Annotated in this window: 20 protein-coding genes; 10 read left to right on the top strand and 10 right to left on the bottom strand. The window is 72.6% G+C overall.

The genetic code is table 11. The features are described 5' to 3' along the window. Positions 1-2 precede the first annotated feature (2 nt). The 4 genes from gcl to alc all read left to right on the top strand — a co-directional run bounded on the left by gcl (position 3) and on the right by alc (position 5,313). Complete coding sequence (gene gcl / locus BSB02_RS03850) at positions 3-1,703, top strand: glyoxylate carboligase (protein ID WP_206184500.1); 1,701 nt, start codon at positions 3-5, stop codon at positions 1,701-1,703. 95 nt (positions 1,704-1,798) lie between these two features. Beyond that, positions 1,799-2,944 carry a glycerate kinase gene (locus tag BSB02_RS03845; RefSeq protein WP_084956994.1) on the top strand — a complete coding sequence of 382 codons (1,146 nt, stop codon included), beginning with the start codon at positions 1,799-1,801 and terminating at the stop codon, positions 2,942-2,944. A gap of 113 nt (positions 2,945-3,057) precedes the next feature. Next, a complete protein-coding gene (gene allB, locus BSB02_RS03840) occupies positions 3,058-4,371 on the top strand; it encodes an allantoinase AllB (RefSeq protein ID WP_084956781.1) in 1,314 nt (437 codons plus the stop codon). Then, positions 4,372-5,313 (top strand): allantoicase, encoded by a 942-nt coding sequence (alc, locus tag BSB02_RS03835; protein WP_084956780.1) that lies wholly within the window; start codon positions 4,372-4,374, stop codon positions 5,311-5,313. A gap of 28 nt (positions 5,314-5,341) precedes the next feature. On the opposite strand, the gene pknB is transcribed toward alc, so the two are convergent. From pknB to thiO, 5 genes are all read right to left on the bottom strand, one after another. Continuing rightward, entirely contained in the window at positions 5,342-7,273 is a 1,932-nt protein-coding gene (gene pknB, locus BSB02_RS03830; RefSeq protein WP_084956778.1) for a Stk1 family PASTA domain-containing Ser/Thr kinase, read from the bottom strand. A 68-nt stretch (positions 7,274-7,341) separates the two neighbouring features. Then, positions 7,342-8,106, bottom strand: a complete 765-nt coding sequence (locus tag BSB02_RS03825) for a MerR family transcriptional regulator (protein ID WP_084956776.1) — start codon at positions 8,104-8,106, stop codon at positions 7,342-7,344. 23 nt (positions 8,107-8,129) lie between these two features. Beyond that, positions 8,130-8,918, bottom strand: coding sequence for a thiazole synthase (locus BSB02_RS03820; RefSeq protein ID WP_084956774.1), 789 nt, complete (start codon positions 8,916-8,918; stop codon positions 8,130-8,132). Positions 8,919-8,928: 10 nt separating this feature from the next. After that, complete coding sequence (thiS, locus tag BSB02_RS03815) at positions 8,929-9,129, bottom strand: sulfur carrier protein ThiS (RefSeq protein WP_084956772.1); 201 nt, start codon at positions 9,127-9,129, stop codon at positions 8,929-8,931. Continuing rightward, the gene (gene thiO, locus BSB02_RS03810; protein WP_084956770.1) at positions 9,126-10,229 is read right to left on the bottom strand and encodes a glycine oxidase ThiO; all 1,104 of its coding nucleotides are present in this window, start codon (positions 10,227-10,229) and stop codon (positions 9,126-9,128) included. Before thiO ends, thiS begins: the two co-directional genes overlap by 4 nt. A 133-nt stretch (positions 10,230-10,362) precedes the next feature. On the opposite strand from thiO, the gene BSB02_RS03805 reads away from it, so the two are divergent. From BSB02_RS03805 to thiE, 3 genes are read left to right on the top strand one after another with little or no spacing between them, the layout of a single operon-like run. After that, positions 10,363-11,511: an NAD(P)/FAD-dependent oxidoreductase gene (locus BSB02_RS03805; protein ID WP_084956768.1), complete on the top strand. Its 1,149-nt coding sequence runs from the start codon at positions 10,363-10,365 to the stop codon at positions 11,509-11,511. 30 nt (positions 11,512-11,541) lie between these two features. Next, positions 11,542-11,916, top strand: coding sequence for an Rv2175c family DNA-binding protein (locus BSB02_RS03800; RefSeq protein WP_084956766.1), 375 nt, complete (start codon positions 11,542-11,544; stop codon positions 11,914-11,916). Next, positions 11,894-12,544 (top strand): thiamine phosphate synthase, encoded by a 651-nt coding sequence (gene thiE / locus BSB02_RS03795; RefSeq protein WP_084956764.1) that lies wholly within the window; start codon positions 11,894-11,896, stop codon positions 12,542-12,544. The genes BSB02_RS03800 and thiE overlap by 23 nt, the downstream gene beginning before the upstream one ends. Before the next feature lie 46 nt (positions 12,545-12,590). On the opposite strand, the gene BSB02_RS03790 is transcribed toward thiE, so the two are convergent. Further along, complete coding sequence (locus BSB02_RS03790; RefSeq protein ID WP_084956992.1) at positions 12,591-13,658, bottom strand: polyprenyl synthetase family protein; 1,068 nt, start codon at positions 13,656-13,658, stop codon at positions 12,591-12,593. Positions 13,659-13,778: 120 nt separating this feature from the next. On the opposite strand from BSB02_RS03790, the gene metF reads away from it, so the two are divergent. Further along, on the top strand, positions 13,779-14,702 hold the full coding sequence (gene metF, locus BSB02_RS03785; protein WP_084956762.1) for a methylenetetrahydrofolate reductase [NAD(P)H]: 924 nt from the start codon (positions 13,779-13,781) through the stop codon (positions 14,700-14,702). Between the two features lie 30 nt (positions 14,703-14,732). Here metF and BSB02_RS03780 read toward each other — a convergent pair whose 3' ends face one another. Next, positions 14,733-15,290 (bottom strand): GNAT family N-acetyltransferase, encoded by a 558-nt coding sequence (locus BSB02_RS03780; RefSeq protein ID WP_084956760.1) that lies wholly within the window; start codon positions 15,288-15,290, stop codon positions 14,733-14,735. Next, a complete protein-coding gene (locus BSB02_RS03775; RefSeq protein WP_084956759.1) occupies positions 15,287-15,763 on the bottom strand; it encodes a YbaK/EbsC family protein in 477 nt (158 codons plus the stop codon). Before BSB02_RS03775 ends, BSB02_RS03780 begins: the two co-directional genes overlap by 4 nt. A gap of 118 nt (positions 15,764-15,881) precedes the next feature. Between BSB02_RS03775 and BSB02_RS03770 the strand changes: the two genes are divergently transcribed. Next, the gene (locus BSB02_RS03770; protein ID WP_240506156.1) at positions 15,882-16,682 is read left to right on the top strand and encodes a L,D-transpeptidase family protein; all 801 of its coding nucleotides are present in this window, start codon (positions 15,882-15,884) and stop codon (positions 16,680-16,682) included. Between the two features lie 175 nt (positions 16,683-16,857). Continuing rightward, positions 16,858-17,553, top strand: a complete 696-nt coding sequence (locus BSB02_RS43265; protein WP_338064319.1) for an SAV_6107 family HEPN domain-containing protein — start codon at positions 16,858-16,860, stop codon at positions 17,551-17,553. Between the two features lie 248 nt (positions 17,554-17,801). Here BSB02_RS43265 and bldD read toward each other — a convergent pair whose 3' ends face one another. After that, positions 17,802-18,296: a transcriptional regulator BldD gene (bldD, locus tag BSB02_RS03760; RefSeq protein WP_084956753.1), complete on the bottom strand. Its 495-nt coding sequence runs from the start codon at positions 18,294-18,296 to the stop codon at positions 17,802-17,804. Between the two features lie 318 nt (positions 18,297-18,614). After that, complete coding sequence (locus BSB02_RS03755; RefSeq protein WP_084956751.1) at positions 18,615-19,859, bottom strand: arginine deiminase; 1,245 nt, start codon at positions 19,857-19,859, stop codon at positions 18,615-18,617. Between the last annotated feature and the right edge of the window lie 49 nt (positions 19,860-19,908).

Raw genomic sequence — 19,908 nt, 5'->3', positions numbered from 1 at the left:
AGATGCCGGCGATGAACGCGGTCGTCCACGTCCTGCGCTCCGAAGGCGTGGACGTCGCCTTCGGCTGCCCGGGCGCGGCGATCCTGCCCCTGTACAAGGCGATGGAGGAGCTCGGCGGCATCGAGCACCTGATCGTCCGCCACGAGGAGGGCGCCACCCACATGGCCGACGGCTGGGCCCGCACCAACGGCCGCGTCGGCGTGGCCATCGGCACCAGCGGCCCGGCCGGGACCAACATGATCACCGGCCTGTACACGGCGCTGGCCGACTCCATCCCGATGATCTGCGTCACCGGCCAGGCCGCCACCGCCAAGCTGCACCAGGAGGCCTTCCAGGCGGTCGACATCGTGGAGATCGCCAAGCCGGTCACCAAGTGGGCGGTGCAGCTCAAGGAGGCCGCGCAGGCGCCGTGGATCTTCCGCGAGGCCTTCCGCGTCGCCCGGTCCGGCCGTCCCGGCCCGGTGCTGATCGACATCCCGATCGACGTGGCCAGGCAGGAGATCGAGTACGACCCGGCGATCGACGCGCCGCTGCCCGTGGCCAAGGTGGAGCCCCACCTGCCGCGCGTCGAGCGGGCCCTGGACATGCTGCTGGCCGCCGAGCGCCCGCTCATCCTGGCCGGCGGCGGCGTCATCATCGGCGAGGCCGCCGGGGAGCTCGCCGAGCTGGCCGAGCTGCTCCAGGTGCCCGTGCAGGCCACGCTCATGGGCAAGGGCGCCATCGCCGAGGACCACCCGCTGTACTGCGGCATGACCGGCATCCAGACCTCCCAGCGGTACGGCAACGCCTCGTTCCTGGAGTCGGACCTGGTGCTGGCCCTGGGCGCCCGCTTCGGCGACCGGCACACCGGCACGCTCGACGTCTACCGGGGGGAGCGGAAGTTCATCCACGTCGACATCGAGCCGACCCAGATCGGCAAGGTCTTCGGGCCCGACCTGGGCGTGGTGTCGGACACCAAGCTGTTCCTCCAGGCCATGCTGCGGATCGCGCGGGAGCGCGGGCTCCGCCGTACTCCCGGGCCGTGGGTGGCGCGGGTGCAGGAGCTCAAGCGGACGCTCACCCGGCGCGAGGACTTCGACGACGTGCCCATCAAGGCGCCGCGCGTCTACAAGGAGATCAACGAGTTCTTCGACGAGGACACCTACTTCGTCACCGCCATCGGGCTCTACCAGATCTGGGGCGGCCAGCACCACAAGGCCTACAAGCCGCGCCGCTACCAGGTCTGCGGCCAGGCCGGGCCGCTCGGCTGGGAGATCCCGGCGGCGATCGGCGTCAAGAAGGCCCGCCCGGACGCGCAGGTCGTGGGCGTCGTCGGCGACTACGGCTTCCAGTTCCTCGTCGAGGAGCTGGCCGTGGCCGCGCAGTACAACGTGCCCTTCGTGCTCGTCATGCTCAACAACGAGTACCTCGGGCTGATCCGCCAGGCGGAGATCCCCTACGGAATGAACTACGAGGTGGACATCCACTACGACGAGTACGGCTCCGACAACGTCAAGATCATGGAAGCGTACGGCTGCGCCGGTCGGCGCGTCTTCGAGCCCGCCGAGATCCGGCCCGCGCTGGAGTGGGCGGTCAAGGAGGCCGAGCGCATCTCCCGCCCGGTGCTGGTGGAGATCATGATCGAGCGCGAGGCGAACACCCCGCACAGCCTGTCGTCCATCGACGCGGTGCGGGAGTTCGAGCCGCTCCCCGCCGGTTCGTGATGGCGCGTCACAATGGGGCACGCCTTCCTGCCCGCTCGCACCGGGCAGGAAGGCGCGTACGCGCATCGTAGTCACGGATCTGGGAGTTCGCAGTGGTGGAGCACGTCCTGGTCGCGCCGGACAAGTTCAAGGGGTCGCTGACGGCCGCCGAGGTGGCCCGGCACGTGTCGGCGGGGCTGGGCGTGCCGACCGTCGAGCTGCCGGTCGCCGACGGCGGCGACGGCACCGTGGACGCCGTCGTGGCCTGCGGGTTCACGCGCGTCTTCGCCGAGGTGACCGGGCCGGCGGGGCTGCCCGTCCAGGCGTCGTACGGCTGGCGCGACGACGGCGTGCCGACGGCGGTGGTCGAGCTGGCGGAGGCCTCGGGGTTGCGGCGGCTCCCGGGCGGGCTGGAGCCGCTCACCGCGACCAGCTACGGCACCGGCGAGCTCGTCGCCGACGCCCTGCGCCGCGGGGCGCGGCGGATCGTGCTCGGGCTGGGCGGGAGCGCCTGCACCGACGGGGGCGCGGGCATGGTCCAGGCGCTGGGGGCGCGGCTGCTCGACGCTTCCGGTGCCGACCTCGGCTTCGGCGGGGCGGCCCTGCGGTCGCTGGAGCGGATCGACCTGACCGGCTTTCCTGATTTGTCGGGCATCGAGGTGATCGTCGCCAGCGACGTCGACAACCCGCTGCTCGGCCCCAACGGCGCCGCCGCCGTCTACGGCCCGCAGAAGGGGGCCACGCCGGAGGACGTCGCGCTGCTGGACGCCGCGCTCGCCCGGTTCGCGGCGGTGGCCACGCACACGCATGGCCTGGTGGGGGCGGTCGAGCACGACGGGACGCCCCGGCCCATGGGCGTGGCGGGCGCTCCGGGGGCCGGGGCGGCCGGGGGAGTGGGCTTCGCGGCGCTGGCCTTCCTGGGGGCGGAGATCCGGCCGGGGATCGAGTACCTGCTGGACCTGCTGGGATTCGCGGAGCACGTGCGGGGCGCGCGGCTCGTCGTCACGGGGGAGGGGTCGCTGGACGAGCAGTCGCTACGCGGCAAGGCCCCCGTGGGCGTGGCCGCCGCGGCGGCCACGGCGGGCGTGCCCGTCGTCGCCGTCTGCGGCCGGCGGTCGCTGCCGGACGAGGACCTGCGGGCGGCCGGTATCGAGGCCGCCTACGCGCTCACCGACATCGAACCCGACCCCGCCCGCTGCATGGCCGAGGCGGGCCCGCTGCTGGAACGCCTCGCGGCCCGCATCGCCGCCGACCGCCTGTGAGGCACCCGTGACACCCTCCCACGCCTCCCTCACTCCTCCCCGGGCCCGCTCACACGGCGGCGGGAAACGGGCTATGACCAGGCCAGCCACGACGTGAGAGCAGGATGGGTGATATGAGCGACTACGACCTGGTGGTGCGGTCCCGCAGGGCGGTCACGCCCGAGGGGGAGCGGCCCGCGGCGGTGGCCGTGCGCGACGGAAAGATCCACGACATCCTCCCCCACGACGCCCCCGTCCACGCGCGCGAGGTGGCCGACCTGGGCGAGACCGCGCTCCTACCCGGCCTGGTCGACACCCACGTGCACGTCAACGAGCCCGGCCGGACCCACTGGGAGGGCTTCGCCTCGGCCACCAGGGCGGCGGCGGCCGGGGGCGTGACGACGATCGTCGACATGCCCCTCAACTCCGTCCCGCCCACGGTCGACGTCGAGGCCCTCCAGGCCAAGCGGCGCGCCGCCGAAGGCCAGTGCCTCGTCGACGTCGGCTTCTGGGGCGGCGCGATCCCCGGCAACCTCGGCGACCTCGTCAAGCTCCACGAGCAGGGCGTCTTCGGCTTCAAGTGCTTCCTGTCCCCCTCCGGCGTGGAGGAGTTCCCGCCGCTGACCCTGGAGGAGGTACGGCAGGCGCTGGAGGTGATCGCCGGGTTCGACGGGCTCATGATCGTCCACGCGGAGGACCCGGCGCTGCTGCGCGAGCCGTCCGGCCCGACATATCGCGAATTTCTGGACTCGCGCCCCGGCGAGTCCGAGCGCCGAGCCGTCGAGCAGGTGATCGGCCTCGCCCGCGAGACCGGCGCCCGCGTCCACATCCTCCACGTGTCGAGCGCCGAGTGCCTGCAGCCCCTGGAACACGCCAAGCGGGAAGGGGTCCGGATCACCGCCGAGACCTGCCCCCACTACCTCACCCTGGCCGCCGAGCAGGTCCCCGAGGGCCGCACCGAGTTCAAGTGCTGCCCGCCCATCCGCGACGCCGCCAACCGCGACCGCCTCTGGAACGGCCTGGCCACCGGGATCCTCGACTGCGTGGTCTCCGACCACTCGCCCTCGACCGCCGACCTGAAGGTCCCCGACTTCGCCCGCGCCTGGGGCGGCATCGCCTCGCTCCAGCTGGGCCTGCCCGCCGTGTGGACCGAGGCGTCGGCACGCGGCCACGGCCTGGCCGACGTGGCCCGCTGGATGGCCCAGGCGCCCGCCGCCCTGGCCCGCATCCCCGGCAAGGGCGCCATCGCCCCCGGCAACGACGCCGACCTGGTCGCCTTCGACCCGCGCGCCGACTTCCCGGTCGAGGCCGCGCGCCTGCACCACAAGAACCCGGTCACGCCGTACCACGGCCGCACGCTCAAGGGCCTCGTCACCGCCACATGGCTGCGCGGCCGCGAAGTCGACGGCGTGCCGCACGGCACCTTCCTGGAGAAAGCGAGCACCTGAATGCCATCCTTCACCGCCCTGCCCGACCTGGCGCTGCGCTCCTACGGCGGCTCGGTCGTGGCGGCCAGCGACGAGTCCTTCGCCGAGAAGGAGAGCCTCATCCGTCCGGGACGTCCCGGGTTCAAGGCGGAGACGTTCGGCAACAAGGGCCAGGTGTACGACGGCTGGGAGACCAGGCGCCGCCGCGAGCCCGGCCACGACTGGGCCATCGTCCGGCTCGGCCTGCCCGGCGTCATCCGCGGCGTCGTCGTCGACACGGCCTGGTTCAAGGGCAACTACCCGCCCCACGCCTCCGTCGAGGCCGCCGCGGTCGACGGCTACCCCTCGGTCGAGGAGCTGCGGCAGGCGGAGTGGGTGGAGATCGTGCCCAAGAGCGAGCTGAAGGGCGACGCCGAGCACCACTTCGAGGTCGCCGACGAGACCCGCTACACCCACGTGCGGCTCAACATCTTCCCCGACGGCGGGGTGGCCCGGCTGCGCGTCCACGGCGAGGTCCGCGCCGACCTGTCGGTCTACGAGGGGCTGGGCCTGGACCTGGCCGCCCTGGCCAACGGCGCCACCGCGACCGCGTCCAACGAGTTCTACTCGGCCCCTGACAACGCCATCGCGCCCGGCCTGGCCCGCCACCAGGCCGAGGGCTGGGAGACCGCGCGGCGGCGGGCCGAGGGCAACGAGTGGCTGCTCATCCGCCTGACCGCCCGCGGCGTCATCAAGCTGGCCGAGATCGACACCACGAACCTGCTGTTCAACGCGCCCGGCTGGATCTCGCTCACCGGCCTCGACGGCGACCGCGAGGTCGAGCTGCTGCCCAAGACCAGGGTCCAGCCCGACACGCCGCACCGCTTCCGCCTCCACGACGCGCCGCCGGTGACCCACGTGCGCGTGGACATCTACCCGGACGGCGGGCTGGCACGCGTGCGCCTCCTCGGCCACCCCGCCTGACCGCACCAGGTGGTCAGCGCCAGCCGGGTCAGTGCCAGATGGTCACGGTCCACCCGGCGGGCCGCTCGGTGTCCCTCGGGTGCTGGTAGGCCACCACGCCGGTGCCGGCGGCCCGCCGTACCCGCACCTTGAACCCGAGCTGCTCCAGCTCCCGCTTGGCGTCGCCGACCTGCTTGCCCAGCACCGAGGGCACGACCACGACCTGGGAGTCGTCACGGGCCTCGTGGTCGCCCCACGGCCAGACGAAGCTGAACCCGCAGTTCACGACCGTGATCTGGACCGCCTGGCCCTTGTCGATCTCGGTCTTGGCCTTGGGCACCTGGGCGATGACCGTGCAGGGTTCGTTGTCGTCGTTGACCTCGTGGACCTGGACCTGCAGGCCGAGGGACTCCAGGTGGGCCTTGGCCTCGTCTCTGGACATGCCGCCCACGTCCGGCATCGTCAGCCCCGCGCTGATGCGCAGCTCGACCGCCGTGCCCTCCTTGACCCGCTCGCCCGCCGGCGGCCGCGTCTCCATCACCAGGCCGCGCTGGACGTCGGGGTTCTCCATCCGCCTGACCTTGCCGACCTTCAGCCCGGCCTGCGTGATGAGCACGCGGGCCTGCTCCTCGGTCATGTCGCGCACGCCGGGGACCATCACGAGCTTGGGACCCAGCGACGGCACCAGCTGGACCGTGGACTTCTCCTCCACCTCCGTCCCGGCCGGCGGGTTCATCGACAGCACGCGCCCCTCGGGGACCTTGTCGTCGTGCCTGCCGTCGAGGACCTTGACGTCAAGGCCCAGGGAGGCCGCCTTCTGCTGCGCCGACACCAGGTTCAGCGACGTCAGGTCGGGCAGCGTGATCATGGTGGGCCGGCTGACGAACCACGCGGTCAGCCCGATGGCGACCACCATGAGGGCGGCCAGTCCCACGAGGAACCAATGGGGCCGCCAGCTGCGCCGGGCGGGCGGGGCGGTCAGGACGTCGGCACGCGGCTGGATGAGCGTGCGCTGGGGCGCGGGCGGCACGGTCGCGGGCGGTACGGGCCCGGGCGGTACGGCATGCGGCCCGGAGGCCATGGGCGGGGGCGTGAGCAGGTGGGCGCCGGACCCGGTCGGCGGCGTCGACAGGCGCGGCAGCAGCCGGTGCGCGTCGACCGCCGCCACCAGCATCGCCGAGGCGTCCTGGTAGCGCGCGGCCGGATCGTGGGCCGTCGCGGTGGCGACCAGCGTGTCGATCAGCGGCGAGGTCTCCGGCACCAGCGAGGAGGGCGGCGGCACGGTCTCGTGCACGTGCTTGTAGGCCACCGCCATCGGCGTCTGCCCGTCGTACGGCTGCCGCCCGGTCACCAGCTCGAACAGCATGATGCCCGAGGCGTAGACGTCGCTGCGCACGTCCGCCCCGCCCGTGGTCACCTGCTCGGGCGCCATGTAGCCGATCGTGCCGATCATCACGCCGGTGCGCGTCTGGTTGGTGGCCTCGATCGCCCGGGCCAGGCCGAAGTCGACGACCTTGACGCGGCCGTCGTCGGTCAGCAGCACGTTCTCCGGCTTGACGTCGCGGTGCGCCATGCCCGCCTGGTGGGCGGCGCCCAGCGCGGCGAGGACGGGAATCATGATCTCCAGCGCCTCGCGCGCGCTCAGCCTGCCCCGCTCGCGCAGGACGTCGCGCAGCGTGCGGCCCGGCACGTACTCCATCGACAGGTACACCACGTCGCCGTCGGTGCCCTGGTCGAAGACGTGCACGATGTTGGGATGCGACAGGCTCGCCACAGACTTGGCCTCGCCGATGAACCGCCGCACGAACGCGGGGTCCTCGGCGAGCGAGCGGTGCATCACCTTCACGGCGACCGTGCGGTCGAGCCGGACGTCCAGAGCGAGGTAGACCGAGGCCATGCCACCACGGGCGATCCGGGACTCGACGCGGTAACGCCCGTCGAGTAGCCGCCCGACGAGGGGGTCCGCAGTCGTCGTGTCCACGCCCCGAGTTTACGGGCGATTTGCCACCCGGAGTGGCCGGGCATCCGAAACCGATGCCGTTTTGATGGTCACCTTTGACGGCGCTCGCCGGGATGGCCGTCGAGAAGGCCGCCGGGATAGTCGTCGAGAAGGCCGAGGTAGGCGGCGAGCTGGGCCGAGCCTTCGAGCAGCGCCCGGCTGCGCCCCCGGAGCCTCCCCCGCCAGACGTCGAGCGTCTCCTCGAGCGGGACGACGCCGCCGGCCTGCCGTACCTGGGCGATGACACGGGCGATGTGGCCGAGCGGGTAGCCGCCGCGCCGGAGCTGGCGGGCCAGGTGGGCGTCGCGCACCGAGTCGGGCGGGTAGCGGCGGTAGCCGGTCGCCGGGTCGCGCTCCGGCCGCAGGATGCCCGCCCTCTCCCATTTGCGCAGCGTGGCCGGGTGCAGGTCCAGCCGGCGGGCCAGGACGCCGACGGTGACGGGCCCGCGGACCGCCTGCGCAGCCGGCGGGGTGCCCGCCAGTTCGGTGAGCGCTCCGGAGACCTCGTCGAGGGTGCGGCGCTCCTGGAGCAGTTCGGCGTGGCAGTGGCCGAGGAGGCGGAAGACCGCCTCCTCGTCGCGGGCGTTGGCCGCCCGCAGGACAGCGGCCGCGGCCTGGTGCCCGCAGCCCGGCCGCAGAGCCAGGAAGGCGCGCAGCGCCTGGGCGTGGAGCGGGGAGTACCGGCGGTATCCCTGGGGGCCGCGCGGGGCGGGAGGCAGGATGCCCTCCTCCTCGTAGTTGCGCACGGCCTGCGCGGACAGGCCGTGCTCACGCGCCAGATCGCTGGGCCGCAGCCGCGCGGCGTGCCCTGCCATGAGCCTCCCCGGTGAAGGTCGCCTCAGCCGACGGAGTAGTAGTCGCCGAGCGGCGTGCCGGGCGAGGAGGCCTGGGCGTAGCGGCGCCGGGGGATGCGGCCCGCCAGGCGCGCCAGGCGCCCCGCCCGCACGGCGTCGGCCATCGCGGCGGCCATCAGCTCCGGCCGCTGCGCCCGCGTCACCGCCGTCGCCAGCAGCACGGCGTCGCAGCCCAGCTCCATCGCCAGTGCCGCGTCGCTGGCCGTGCCGACGCCCGCGTCGAGGATCACCGGCACGTTCGCCGCCTCGACGATGAGCTCGATGCTGTGCGGGTTGCGGATGCCCAGCCCCGACCCGATCGGCGAGCCCAGCGGCATGACGGCCGCGCACCCCGCCTGCTCCAGGCGGCGGGCCAGCGCGGGGTCGTCGCCGATGTACGGCAGGACCACGAAGCCGTCGGCCACCAGCCGCTCGGCCGCGTCGAAGGTCTCGATCGGGTCGGGCAGCAGCGTCCGCTCGTCGGCGATGACCTCCAGCTTGACCCAATTGGTCTCCAGCGCCTCCCGCGCCAGCCGGGCGGTCAGCACCGCCTCGCCCGCCGTGAAGCAGCCCGCGGTGTTGGGCAGCACCTTGATGCCGCGCCTGCGCAGCACGTCGAGGACCGAGCCGCGGGCGGAGGGGTCCAGGCGGCGCATCGCGACCGTGGTCAGCTCGGTGCCGGAGGCGGCCAGCGCCTGGTCGAGCACCTCCAGCGAGGGCGCGCCGCCGGTGCCCATGATGAGCCGGGAGGAGAACTTCTCCCCGGCGATGACGAGCTCGTCCACGTCGCTCACCCGCCCCTGCTCATCCACCCTGCACCGCCGTCAGCACCTCCACACGGTCGCTCTCGCCGAGCGTCGTGCTGTCCCATGCGCCCCGCCGTACCACCTCGTCGTTGACGGCCACGGCCACGCCCGTCGTCTGGGCGGTCAGGATCCGCACGGCCTGCGCCACGGTCATACCGTCGGGCACCTCGCGAGGGGTGCCGTTGATCGTTATCTTCATCGGAACCTTTCCGGTGAGCACAACGCGGCCAGCTCGCTCTGCTCGCCCAGGACGATGGCCGCGGTGAGGGGGGCCAGCAGGACGCCGCCGCGGTGGTGGCCGGTGGCCAGGACCAGGCCCGGCGTGCCGCTCGGGCCGATCAGCGGGAGGTTGTCCGGCGTGCCGGGCCGCAGCCCGGCGATCGTCTCGGCCAGCTCCAGCTCGGTCACGCCCGGCACCAGCTCGTGGGCGTCCCGCAGCAGCTCGTACACGCCGCCCGCGGTGACCCTGGTGTCGAAGCCCAGCTCCTCCTGCGTCGCGCCGACCACGAGTTCGCCGTCGCCGCGCGGCACCAGGTACACGTGCGAGCCGTGCACCATGCCGCGCACGCACCTGGTCAGCAGCGGCTGGGGGGAGCGCAGGCGGATGATCTGCCCCTTGACCGGGCGCACCGGCACGTCGGCCAGCTCGCCGCTCCACGCCCCGGCGGCGAGGACGACGCGGTCGGCGTGGAGATCCCGGGCGTACGGCTCGGCCAGCCGTACCCCTCGGACGGCGCCTGCCTCGCGGAGCAGCCCGGTCACGCGGGCGGGGATCAGGGCGAAGCCGCGCCTGTCGAGAGCGGCGCGCAGGGCCCTGGTGACGCGGCGGGGGTCGACCCAGGCGTCGTCGGGGGCCAGCAGGCCGCCCCGCACGGCGGGGGAGAGCATGGGCTCCAGCCGCCGGCACTCGCGCCCGGTCAGCCGCTCGACGCGCAGGCCGAGCTTGTCCATGAAGCCGGCGAGCTCGTCGAGGACGGCCAGGTCGTCGGCGCTGAAGGCGACGTCGAGCGTGCCGTCCTCGCGCAGGTCGACGAGCGCGCCCGGCTCGCCGGACGCGGCTCCCGCGTCCGCCGCCAGCTCCGCCGCGAAGGCCGGCCACATGCGCAGCGAGGCGATGCCGAGCCGCAGCAGGGGCTCCTCGGTGTAGGTCACCTCGCTCACCGGGGCCAGCATGCCCGCCGCCGCGTGCGAGGCACCCGAGCAGGGGGCGGGGTCCACGACCGTGACGGGCCGCCCGGAGCGGGCCAGGCGCCAGGCGATCGCCAGCCCGGCGATCCCCCCGCCCACGATCACGTCCATGTCCGCTCCCTTCGCCGGCATGATCCGGATCAGGTGGCTTGCGGTCGAAGGCCCTCATCAGCCTTCCTCTCAGCCCGGTGCGGCCGGACTCCCGCGCGTCTTCCCGTCCCAGCCTACCCATAGGCTCGGAGCCGTGAATCACATCGTGGTGGTAGGCGCCGGCCTGGCCGGTGTGCGCACCGTGGAGGCTCTGCGCGCACGTGGGTACGAGGGCCGGATCACGCTGGTCGGCGAGGAGCGGCACCGTCCCTACGACCGCCCGCCGCTGTCCAAGGCGGTCCTGCTGGGCGAGGCGGACTCCTCGGCGGTCGACACCGACCTGGAGGGCCTGGGCGTGGACTTCCGCCCGGGCGTCGCGGCCAAGGCGCTGCGCGAGGGCGTCGTGGAGACCACCGAGGGCGAGCTGCCCTTCGACGGCCTGGCCATCGCCACGGGCGCCGAGCCGATCCGCCTGCCCGGCGAGGGCCCGCAGCACGTGCTGCGCACCATCGACGACGCCCTGCTCCTGCGCGCCCTCCTCGTCCCCGGCGCCCGCGTGGCGGTCATCGGGGCGGGCTGGATCGGCGCGGAGGTGGCGACCGCCGCCCGGCGGGCCGGATGCCGGGTGAGCGTGATCGAGGCCGGTCCCGCGCCGCTCAGCCATGCGCTGGGCGCCGAGGTCGGAGCCCGCATGCTGCCCTGGTACGACGGCATCGATCTGCGCCTGGACACCATGGTGAGCGAGGTGGACGAGGGCGGGGTCCACCTGGTCGGCGGGGAGTTCGTCGAGGCGGACGTGGTGGTGACCGGCATCGGCGTGCGCCCGGCGATCGAGTGGCTGGCCGACGCGGACATCGACCTGCACAACGGCGTGGTGACCGACGAGTGCCTGCGCACCTCGATGCCGAACGTCGTGGCCGTCGGCGACTGCGCCGCCTGGTGGTCGCGCCGTTACCGGACCCGCCTGCGCGTGGAGCACTGGGACACCGCGCTCAACGCGCCCGAGGTGGCCGCCGCGACCCTGCTGGGCCAGGAGGCCGTCTACGATCCGGTGCCGTACTTCTGGTCGGAGCAGTTCGGCCGCATGGTGCAGTACGCGGGCCACCACCGCGGCGCCCGCCTCGTGGAGCGCGGCGAGCAGACCCTCTGCTGGCTGACCGGCGACGACAGGCTGGCCGCGCTGCTGACCGTGGACCGGCCGCGCGACCTCGTCCAGGGCCGCAGGGTCATCGAGGGCGGGCGCGCCGTCGATATCTCACGCCTGGCGAATCCACAAGTACCTCTACGAGACTGTGTAGTTTGAGCAAGGACACCGTGTGGTAGTTGTGGTGTCGTGACGCTCACTGTTGCACAGATCGACCGGGAGACCGAGCAGCTCGTCAGCGAGTGGCTCACCCTTCCCGAGGTGGCCGAACGTCTCGAGATCACCCCCGCGCGGGCCAAGCAGCTGCTGAAGGACCACAAGCTGCTGGGCGTGCGCAGGGGCGGCGGCGGACCGCAGGTGCCCGCCGTGTTCCTCCACGGCAAGGAAGTGGTCAAGGGCCTCCCCGGCACGATCACGGTGCTGCTCGACGCGGGATTCGACGAGGTCGAGGCGCTGCGCTGGCTGTTCACCCCCGACGACTCGCTGCCCGGCTCGCCCATCGAGGCCATCAGGGCCGGTCGTCACACGGAGGTCAAGCGGCGTGCCCAGGCCCTCGCGTTCTGACGCGCTGAGACAGGCACGGCTCTACCTCTGCACCGACGGCCGCCGGGACAAAGGTGACCTGGCGGACTTCCTCGACGCGGTCCTGGCCGGCGGCGTCGACATCGTCCAGCTCCGGGAGAAGGGGCTGGAGGCGCGGGAGGAGCTCGCGCTGCTGGAGGTCTTCCGCGACGCGTGCGACCGCCACGGCAGGCTGCTGGCGGTCAACGACCGGGCCGACGTCGCCTACGCCGCCCGCCCCGACGTCCTCCACCTCGGCCAGGACGACCTGCCCGTGCCGGTCGCCCGCGAGATCCTGGGGGAGGACATCCTGATCGGGCGCTCCACCCACTCGCCGCAGGAGGCGTCGGCCGCCGCGGTGGAGGAGGGCGTGGACTACTTCTGCTGCGGCCCGATCTGGCCCACGCCCACCAAGCCCGGACGGCCCGCGCCCGGCCCGCCGCTGCTCAGGCACGCCGCCTCGCTCCGCACCGACCGGCCGTGGTTCGGCATCGGCGGCATCGACCTGGCCAACCTGGACGAGGTCATGTCGTACGGCGTGCGCCGCGTGGTGGTGGTCAGGGCGATCACCGAGGCGGACGACCCGGGGGCGGCGGCGGCCGAGTTCGCCAAGCGCCTGGCGAGCGCCTGAGCTCCCGCCCGACCTGATAAAGCGCGATAAGTCGCGATAAATCGGCTCAGGTCTTGCGGGAGGTGGCGGCCACGGCCAGCTCCGCGAGCGCCAGCCGGGCCTCCGCCGTGAGCGGCGCGCCGTCGAGCGAGGCGAGGGCCTCCTCCAGGTACTGGGCGATCAGGTCCTCGCACTCCTGCAGCGCGCCCGTGTCCTCGATGATCTCGCGCAGCGTGGCCACGCCGGCCTCGTCCAGCCGCGGGTCGCCCAGCAGCCGCCGCACGGTCCGGGCCTCCGCGGGCGACGCGGCGGCCAGCGTGCGGGCCACCAGCATGGTCCGCTTGCCCTCGCGCAGGTCGTCGCCCGCCGGCTTGCCGGTCTGCGCCGGGTCGCCGAACACCCCGAGGATGTCGTCGCGCAGCTGGAACGCGATGCCCACGCGCCTGCCGTACGCCTCGCACAGCTCGTCCATCCACGGCTCCAGGGCCGCGCGGCCGAGCACCAGGCCGAGCCTGAGCGGCTGCTCCACCGAGTAGCGGCCGCTCTTGTAGAGGGCCACACGCAGCGCCGACTCGAAGGTGTTCTCGCCGCCCGCCTGCTCCAGCAGGTCCAGGTACTGCCCCAGCATGAGCTCGGCGCGCATGTGGTCGTGGACCGGCTGGGCCGCCCTGAGCGCCTCCTCCGGCAGGCCGCTGCCGCTCCACATCTGGCCCGACCACAGCAGCAGCAGGTTCCCCAGCAGGATGGCCGCCCCCTCGCCGAACTGCTCGGCCGAGCCCTGCCAGCCGTTGCGCTCGTGCAGCGCCTGGAAGCGGCGGTGCGCGGCGGGCATGCCGCGGCGCAGGTCGCTCTTGTCCATCACGTCGTCGTGGACCAGGGCGCTGGCCTGCAGCAGCTCCAGCGAGGCCGCGGCGGCGACCATGGCCTGGCTCTCGCCGCCGCCCGCGCCGCGCCAGCCCCAATAGCAGAAGGCGGGGCGCAGCCGCTTGCCCCCGGCCAGCAGCTCCTCGGCGGCCTGGAAGATCGGATCGAACTCCGGCCCGTCGAGGACGGCGCGCTGCCGGTCGACGAACTCCCTCAGCGCGCGGTCGACCGCGATGCGGAGGGCGTCCATCCCGGCGGTGCTGGTGGTCATGCTGTGCTCCATGGTGAGCTGGTCGAGTCCCCTCACGCCCTGGCTCCGCTCGGTCATGACTTGAGAGTAGTGGCTGCCCGGTGCGCTGCCTGTCCCCGCGGGGGTCGGTACTCTTGACCCATGGCTCTGGGTCGCCCCTCCGTCCTTCCCACTCGCGTGCCGACGGTGCGCGAGTTTCTCGCCTCCGGGCGGCGGACGTTCTCCTTCGAGTTCTTCCCGCCGAAGACCGACGAGGGGGAGCGGCAGCTGTGGCGGGCCATCAGGGAGCTGGAGGCGCTGCGGCCCACGTTCGTGTCGGTGACGTACGGCGCGGGCGGCTCGACCCGCGACCGCACGGTCGACATCGTCGAGCGGGTGGCGCACGAGACCACCCTGACCCCGGTGGCGCACTTCACCGCGGTCAACCACTCGGTGCGGGAGCTGCGGCACCTGATCGGCCGCTTCGCCGACGCCGGGGTGCGCAACATCCTGGCCGTGCGCGGCGACCCCCCGGGCGATCCGACGGGCGAATGGGTCCCGCATCCGGAGGGGGTGCTGTACGCCGAGGAGCTCGTCCGGCTGATCCGTCAGTCGGGCGACTTCTGTGTGGGCGTGGCCGCCTTCCCCTACAAGCATCCACGCTCGCCGGACATCGAGTCCGACACCAAGTACTTCGTCCAGAAGTGCCGGGCGGGCGCCGACTACGCGATCACGCAGATGTTCTTCCGCGCCGACGACTACCTGCGGCTGCGCGACCGCGTGGCGGCCCAGGGCTGCGACACGCCGATCATCCCGTGCATCATGCCGGTCACCCAGATGAGCACGATCGCGCGCTCGGAGCAGCTGTCGGGCGCTCCGTTCCCGCCGGAGGTGGCCGAGCGCTTCGAGCGGGTCAAAGACGACCCGGCCGCGGTGCGCAGGCTGGGCATCGACCACGGCGCGGAGCTGTGCCGGCGGCTGCTGGACGAGGGCGCTCCCGGCATCCACTTCATCACCTTCAACCGCTCCAGTGCGGCGGCCGAGGTGTTCGAGCGGATCCGGCCGGCCGAGGCGCTGTCGGCCTGAACATCGGCCTGATCGCCGGGCGGGCGCGGCTCAGGGCTCGCGCGGCTCGCGCAGGGGGAGCGGCGCGCCCGCGATCGCGTACAGCTCCCGGCCGCCCGGGAAGACGAACTGGGTGAGCAGGTCGATGAAGCCCATCGACCGGTACAGATGGCGCGCGACCGTGGGCTGGTCGTGCGTCGACAGCACCACCGACCTTTCCCGCCGCTCCCGGCACAGCTCGACGAGCAGCGTCCGGCCGATGCCCTTGCCCTGGTAGTCGGGGAGCACGTGGATCTCGGCCAGCTCGAAGGCGTCGCCGAGCCAGGCGTCGGCCACCTGACCGCCCGCCTTGTCCGCCAGCGCCCTGTGCACCACGTCGTGCCACCACTGCCCGGGAGCGCCGTGGAAGCCGTAGGCGAACCCGACGGCCCTGCCGTACAGCTCGGCGAACAGGCACCGGAAGGCCGGATAGGCCGCGTGGCCACGCATGATCGCCTTTCTGCCGGGCAGCTGTTCCACAGGCGGTCGCATGGCCGCGGCGTAGATGTCGATCACCTCGTCCAGGCGATCGGCGAACTCCGCCGGGCCCGCGCCGCTCAGCTCGATCATTCGACGTCCACCGGGGTCCCTTCGGTGATGCGCACCAGCTCCTCGAAGGAGGTCGGGAAGACCGTGTGGGGATGACCGCCGGCGGCCCACACGACGTCGTGCTTGGCCAGCCACTTGTCCACCAGCGTCCGCACCGGGGCCGGATGGCCGGTGGGCGCCACCCCGCCGATGGGCTGCCCCGTGGCCGCGCGGACGAACTCCGGCGAGGCCCGCCGGACCTTGGCGACCCCGGCGACGCGGGCGATCAGCTCGACGTTCACCCGGTGCGCGCCGCTGGTCAGCACGAGCAGCGGCTCCCCGTCCGCCTCGAAGATCAGGCTGTTGGCGATCGCGCCGACCTCGCAGCCCAGCTGGGCCGCGGCGGCGGCGGCCGTGGGAGCGGGCTCCGGCAGGACCACGATCTCTCCCGCGGCGCCGAGTTCCCGCAGGGCCTCGGCCACACGCTGGGCGTTGGGGTGCAACTTTTCCGGCATGCGGCCACTCTAAACAGCTTGACCGGCGGATTACCCCGCCCAAGGGGTGCGCTAGTGTCACTTGATCTGATTGTTAACGCTTTTTGGGGTGATACCAGTGGGCATTGGCCAGAGGGGATTGGCTGTCGCGCTCCTGGCGACCGGCGCGCTGCTCGCTTCGGGCTGCGCGCAGGCCGCGACGGGCGCCCAGCCGGTCGCGCGTCCCCTCGCGGCCCAGGCGCAGGCCTGGGCGACCCCGGCGGCCGCGGGGGCGATCGGCGCTGCCGACCCCGTCGCGGCGCCGAGGAAGACACTGAAGCTGGGCGCCAAGGGCGCGGCCGTCAAGTGGCTGCAGACCCGCCTGAAGGAGCTCGGCTACATGCCCGGCAAGGTCGACGGCCGGTACGGCGGGACGACGCTCATGGCCGTGTGGGCCTTCCAGAAGGTCAACGGCATCAAGCCGACCAGCACCATCGGCAAGCGCACGTGGGCGGCGCTGGAGAGTCCCAGGACGCCGTCGGTGCTCGTGCCCAAGGGCAAGCCGACCAGGGTCGAGGTCAACCTGACCAGGCAGATCATGGTCCTGTACGTGGACGGCCGGCAGAAGCTGATCTCCCACGTCTCCTCGGGCAGCGGGATCCCGTACTGCGAGACGACCGTCTGGCAGGGCAAGAGCCAGCGGTTCTGCGGCTCGGCCAGGACGCCCACGGGCGACTACAAGACCACCTGGCGCAGGGACGGCTGGCACAAGTCCTACCTGGGCCAGCTGTACAACCCGATCTTCTTCAACGGCGGCATCGCGCTGCACGGCGCGCTGTCGGTGCCGCTCTACCCGGCCTCGCACGGGTGCGTGCGGCTGCCGATGAACGTCGCCGAGGTGCTGCCGGACATGCTGGGCACGGGCGTGCCCGTGCACGTGAGGGGCAAGTTCAAGCGCTGACCGGCCGCACGCCGGCGGATGAGAGGGGAGCGGGCCGCCCGGGCGGCCCGCTCCCTTCGTCGTTTCCGCGGACGTCGCACCACCAGGGCGAACGGCCGGACGCGGAGGGGAGATCTGACTGCCTTGATCGAACCCGTGTTCGGCGATTCGGTTGACACCACACGTGATCGAAATTATGTTCGACGTAGTGATGTGGGACTCGCGGCTCACGTCCGAGAGCCTGGTCGTGCCGTCGCTTCCCCCAAGCGGCGGCCACGGCCAGGCTCACCCGGGCAAGGGGCGCGTCCTCGTCGTCGGCGGAGACGAGTGGGCGCGTCCCGGCCGGACGGGGAGAGGGGAAGCTCCTCGTCCGGCCGCCCGGCGGAAATGTCGGTGCGGTCTGCGATTGTGGGCTTCACCGGCGAAACCTCAAGGAGGCTGGCAGATGACCGCTCGCCGAAGCGACGCGAACGGGCCCAGGCTTTCGCCCGCGGTCCGGGCGCACCTCAATGACGCACGTTCATGCCTGGCGGAGGCGGCGACCGCCCGCACCCCCGCTTCCCGATATGTGGCAGCGCACCTCGCGGCGCTGCGTGCCGCGGCGGCGATCCTGGCCGCGCGGCCCCAGCCCGTGCAGGGCCGCAGGCGCCGCCTGCGCAGCGCGTGGGAGCTGTTGCCCGAGGCCGAGCCGCAGCTGGCCGAGTGGGCCGCCTATTTCGCCGTGAGCGCCGCCAAGCGAGCCGCCGCGGAAGCGGGCATGGTCCGGAATGTGACGGCGGCCGACGCCGAGGAGCTCGTGGCCGAGGCGGAGACTTTTGTGGCGCGAGTGGAGGAGATCCTGGGCGTTCCCGCCCAGCCTCTTCTACCGCTCGGCATTCCCCTTGCCGGATGAGGGAGCCGGGTGAGCGAGCCGGCGGCCAGTGACGCCCGCCGGCTCTTCGCTGTGCCGTCACGCCGGTCCTGAAGCGAGTTTCCGCCCTCAAGGACGCCGGGAAAGCCGCGAAGCATCGAAAAGGGCGCGTCCTGGGGCGGACGCGCCCTTTCTCTCTTCGCCGGGGAGACATCCCGGCCGGACCCTGAGACGGGGCGGGGCCGGCCGGGCGCGTTCCCGCAAGCAGCCGATGCCGGAGGTGGCCGGTCTCAGAACGACTCGACGGCCCGGCGGGCCTCGGCGTCCAGCACACCCCAGCTGATCAGCTCTTCGGTCAGCTCGCTGGGCGACTTGTCGTAGATGACGGCAAGGGAGCGCAGGTCCTCCTGGCGGATGGACAACACCTTGCCGTTGTAGTCGCCACGCTGGCTCTGGATCGTGGCCGCGTAGCGCGCCAGCGCCCCGGCCTTCTCCTTGGGCAGCTGGGCCAGCCGCTCCAGGTCGATGACCAGCTTGGGCGTCGGCCCGAGCGGGCTCGGCGCGGTGCCGCCAGGCAGCAGCTCGGAGACGGGAACGCCGTAGAAGTCCGCCAGCTCGGCCAGCTTCTGCACGGTGACCGCACGGTCGCCGCGCTCGTAGGAACCCACGACCACGGCCTTCCAGCGGCCACGCGACTTCTCTTCGACTCCGTGCAGGGACAGGCCCTGCTGGGTGCGGATGGCGCGGAGTCGAGCACCCAGCGACTTTGCGTACTCAGACGGCATCGTGTGGCCCCCCGGCTTCTCTATGTAGTGCTCTCAGTATTGTGCATTGTCCTCCCTTGCGGCCTATGCCCCAGCCGCCGGGGGGTGTGATGCCGCGAGGCACCGTCGGCAGCCATGGCCCTGGTTGACCCAGAAACGCCGCGAGGGGTGGTTACGCACAGTGACGGTAAAGGTCCCATGGCCGAAGGTCAAGCTGATTGGAAAAAAGATGCCGAATCCGGTCCGGTGGGAACTGCCTCATAAGCCCCACCAGCTCCGTCTGTAGCGCTATGTCGTCATTGCCGGCCGGCGCCGCGGGCGCGCCGGCCGGCCCCGCCTTCACGCCGCGTCGCGCTCCAGAGGGCAGCTCATGCACCGCGGCCCGCCCCTGCCGCGGCCGAGCTCCGAGCCCCGAATCGTGATCACTTCGATACCGTGGGCCCGGAGGTGGTTGTTGGTCGTGGTGTTGCGCTCGTAGGCCACCACCACGCCGGGCCGGACGGCCAGCACGTTGCAGCCGTCGTCCCACTGCTCCCGCTCGGCGGCGTAGACGTCCTGCGTGGGGGTCAGGACCTTGATGTCGTCCAGCCCGATCGCGTGCGCGATGGCCCGGTGCATGTCCTCCGGCGGGTGGTCGGTGACCTTCAGCTCCTTGTCGGTGTCGCCCGGCTCGATGGTGTAGGAGGGCAGCATGCCGAGCCCGGCGTACTTGGTGAACACCCCCACGTCCACGTTGGTCATGACCGTGTCCAGGTGCATGAAGGCGCGGGCCTTCGGCATGTTCAGGGCGACGATCCGCTCGGCGGCCCCGGCGGCGAACAGGTTGTGCGCGAGCATCTCCACCGCCTGCGGCTGGGTGCGCTCGCTCATCCCGATCAGCACCGCGCCGTTGCCGATGACCAGCACGTCGCCGCCCTCGATCGTGGCGGGGGCGGTGGCCTGGCCCGGCATCCAGACGTGGTAGCCGCCCTCGTCCGGCCTGCCGTACCCGGAGGCGAACAGCGGGTGGTGGCGGTAGACGGCCTCCATGTTGACGGTCTCGCGCAGCCGCGCCTTCTTGCGCATGGCGTTGATGGACACGCCGTTGTAGACCCAGCAGGACGGGTCGCGCGTGAACAGGTGGTTGGGCAGCGGCGGCAGCACGAAGTCGTCCGGCTCCAGGGCGTGGAAGGCCACCGACTTGGGATCGCAGCCCAGCTCCTGCAGCTCCCGCTTGGTGATGCCCCCGGTCAGGTACGGCTGGAGCGTCGCGGAGTCCATCGAGTCCAGCGCGTTGCGGATGGCGTCGGCGGCCATGGGGCCGAACCAGCGGTCGTCGATGATGCCGTCCAGGATGTGCTTGCGCGCCTCGGGGATGTCGACGGTCTCGCTGAGCAGGCCGGAGAGCATGTGGACGGTGACGCCGAGGTCGCGCAGCACCGTCTGCCACTCCTGGTGCTCCTCCCGCGCGCGCTGCACCCACAGCACGTCGTCGAAGAGGAAGGAGGCCATGTTCGTGGGGGTCAGGCGCTTGAGCGCGAGGTCCGGCTCGTGCAGCAGCACCTGGCGGAGCCTGCCCACTTCCGAGTCAACGTGGAAGGTCATCGTCGTCCTCTCGCCTTGGTCCAAAGCAGACTCGTACCCCGGTGACCTG

This window comes from Thermoactinospora rubra, assembly GCF_002093975.1.
Classification (GTDB): domain Bacteria; phylum Actinomycetota; class Actinomycetes; order Streptosporangiales; family Streptosporangiaceae; genus Nonomuraea; species Nonomuraea rubra_A.
The sequence above is the reverse complement of the archived record's forward strand: the minus strand, read 5'-3'. Positions and strand labels throughout refer to the sequence as shown.

Coding starts and splice junctions, on each gene's coding strand:
- thiO (WP_084956770.1), bottom strand. CDS start 10,229: ATGGACGTGATCGTGGGCGGGGGGATCGCCGGGCTGGCGATCGCCTGG.
- allB (WP_084956781.1), top strand. CDS start 3,058: ATGAGCGACTACGACCTGGTGGTGCGGTCCCGCAGGGCGGTCACGCCC.
- alc (WP_084956780.1), top strand. CDS start 4,372: ATGCCATCCTTCACCGCCCTGCCCGACCTGGCGCTGCGCTCCTACGGC.
- gcl (WP_206184500.1), top strand. CDS start 3: ATGCCGGCGATGAACGCGGTCGTCCACGTCCTGCGCTCCGAAGGCGTG.
- BSB02_RS03755 (WP_084956751.1), bottom strand. CDS start 19,859: ATGACCTTCCACGTTGACTCGGAAGTGGGCAGGCTCCGCCAGGTGCTG.
- BSB02_RS43265 (WP_338064319.1), top strand. CDS start 16,858: ATGTTCGACGTAGTGATGTGGGACTCGCGGCTCACGTCCGAGAGCCTG.
- BSB02_RS03825 (WP_084956776.1), bottom strand. CDS start 8,106: ATGGCAGGGCACGCCGCGCGGCTGCGGCCCAGCGATCTGGCGCGTGAG.
- thiS (WP_084956772.1), bottom strand. CDS start 9,129: ATGAAGATAACGATCAACGGCACCCCTCGCGAGGTGCCCGACGGTATG.
- bldD (WP_084956753.1), bottom strand. CDS start 18,296: ATGCCGTCTGAGTACGCAAAGTCGCTGGGTGCTCGACTCCGCGCCATC.
- BSB02_RS03790 (WP_084956992.1), bottom strand. CDS start 13,658: ATGACCACCAGCACCGCCGGGATGGACGCCCTCCGCATCGCGGTCGAC.
- BSB02_RS03775 (WP_084956759.1), bottom strand. CDS start 15,763: ATGCCGGAAAAGTTGCACCCCAACGCCCAGCGTGTGGCCGAGGCCCTG.
- metF (WP_084956762.1), top strand. CDS start 13,779: ATGGCTCTGGGTCGCCCCTCCGTCCTTCCCACTCGCGTGCCGACGGTG.
- BSB02_RS03780 (WP_084956760.1), bottom strand. CDS start 15,290: ATGATCGAGCTGAGCGGCGCGGGCCCGGCGGAGTTCGCCGATCGCCTG.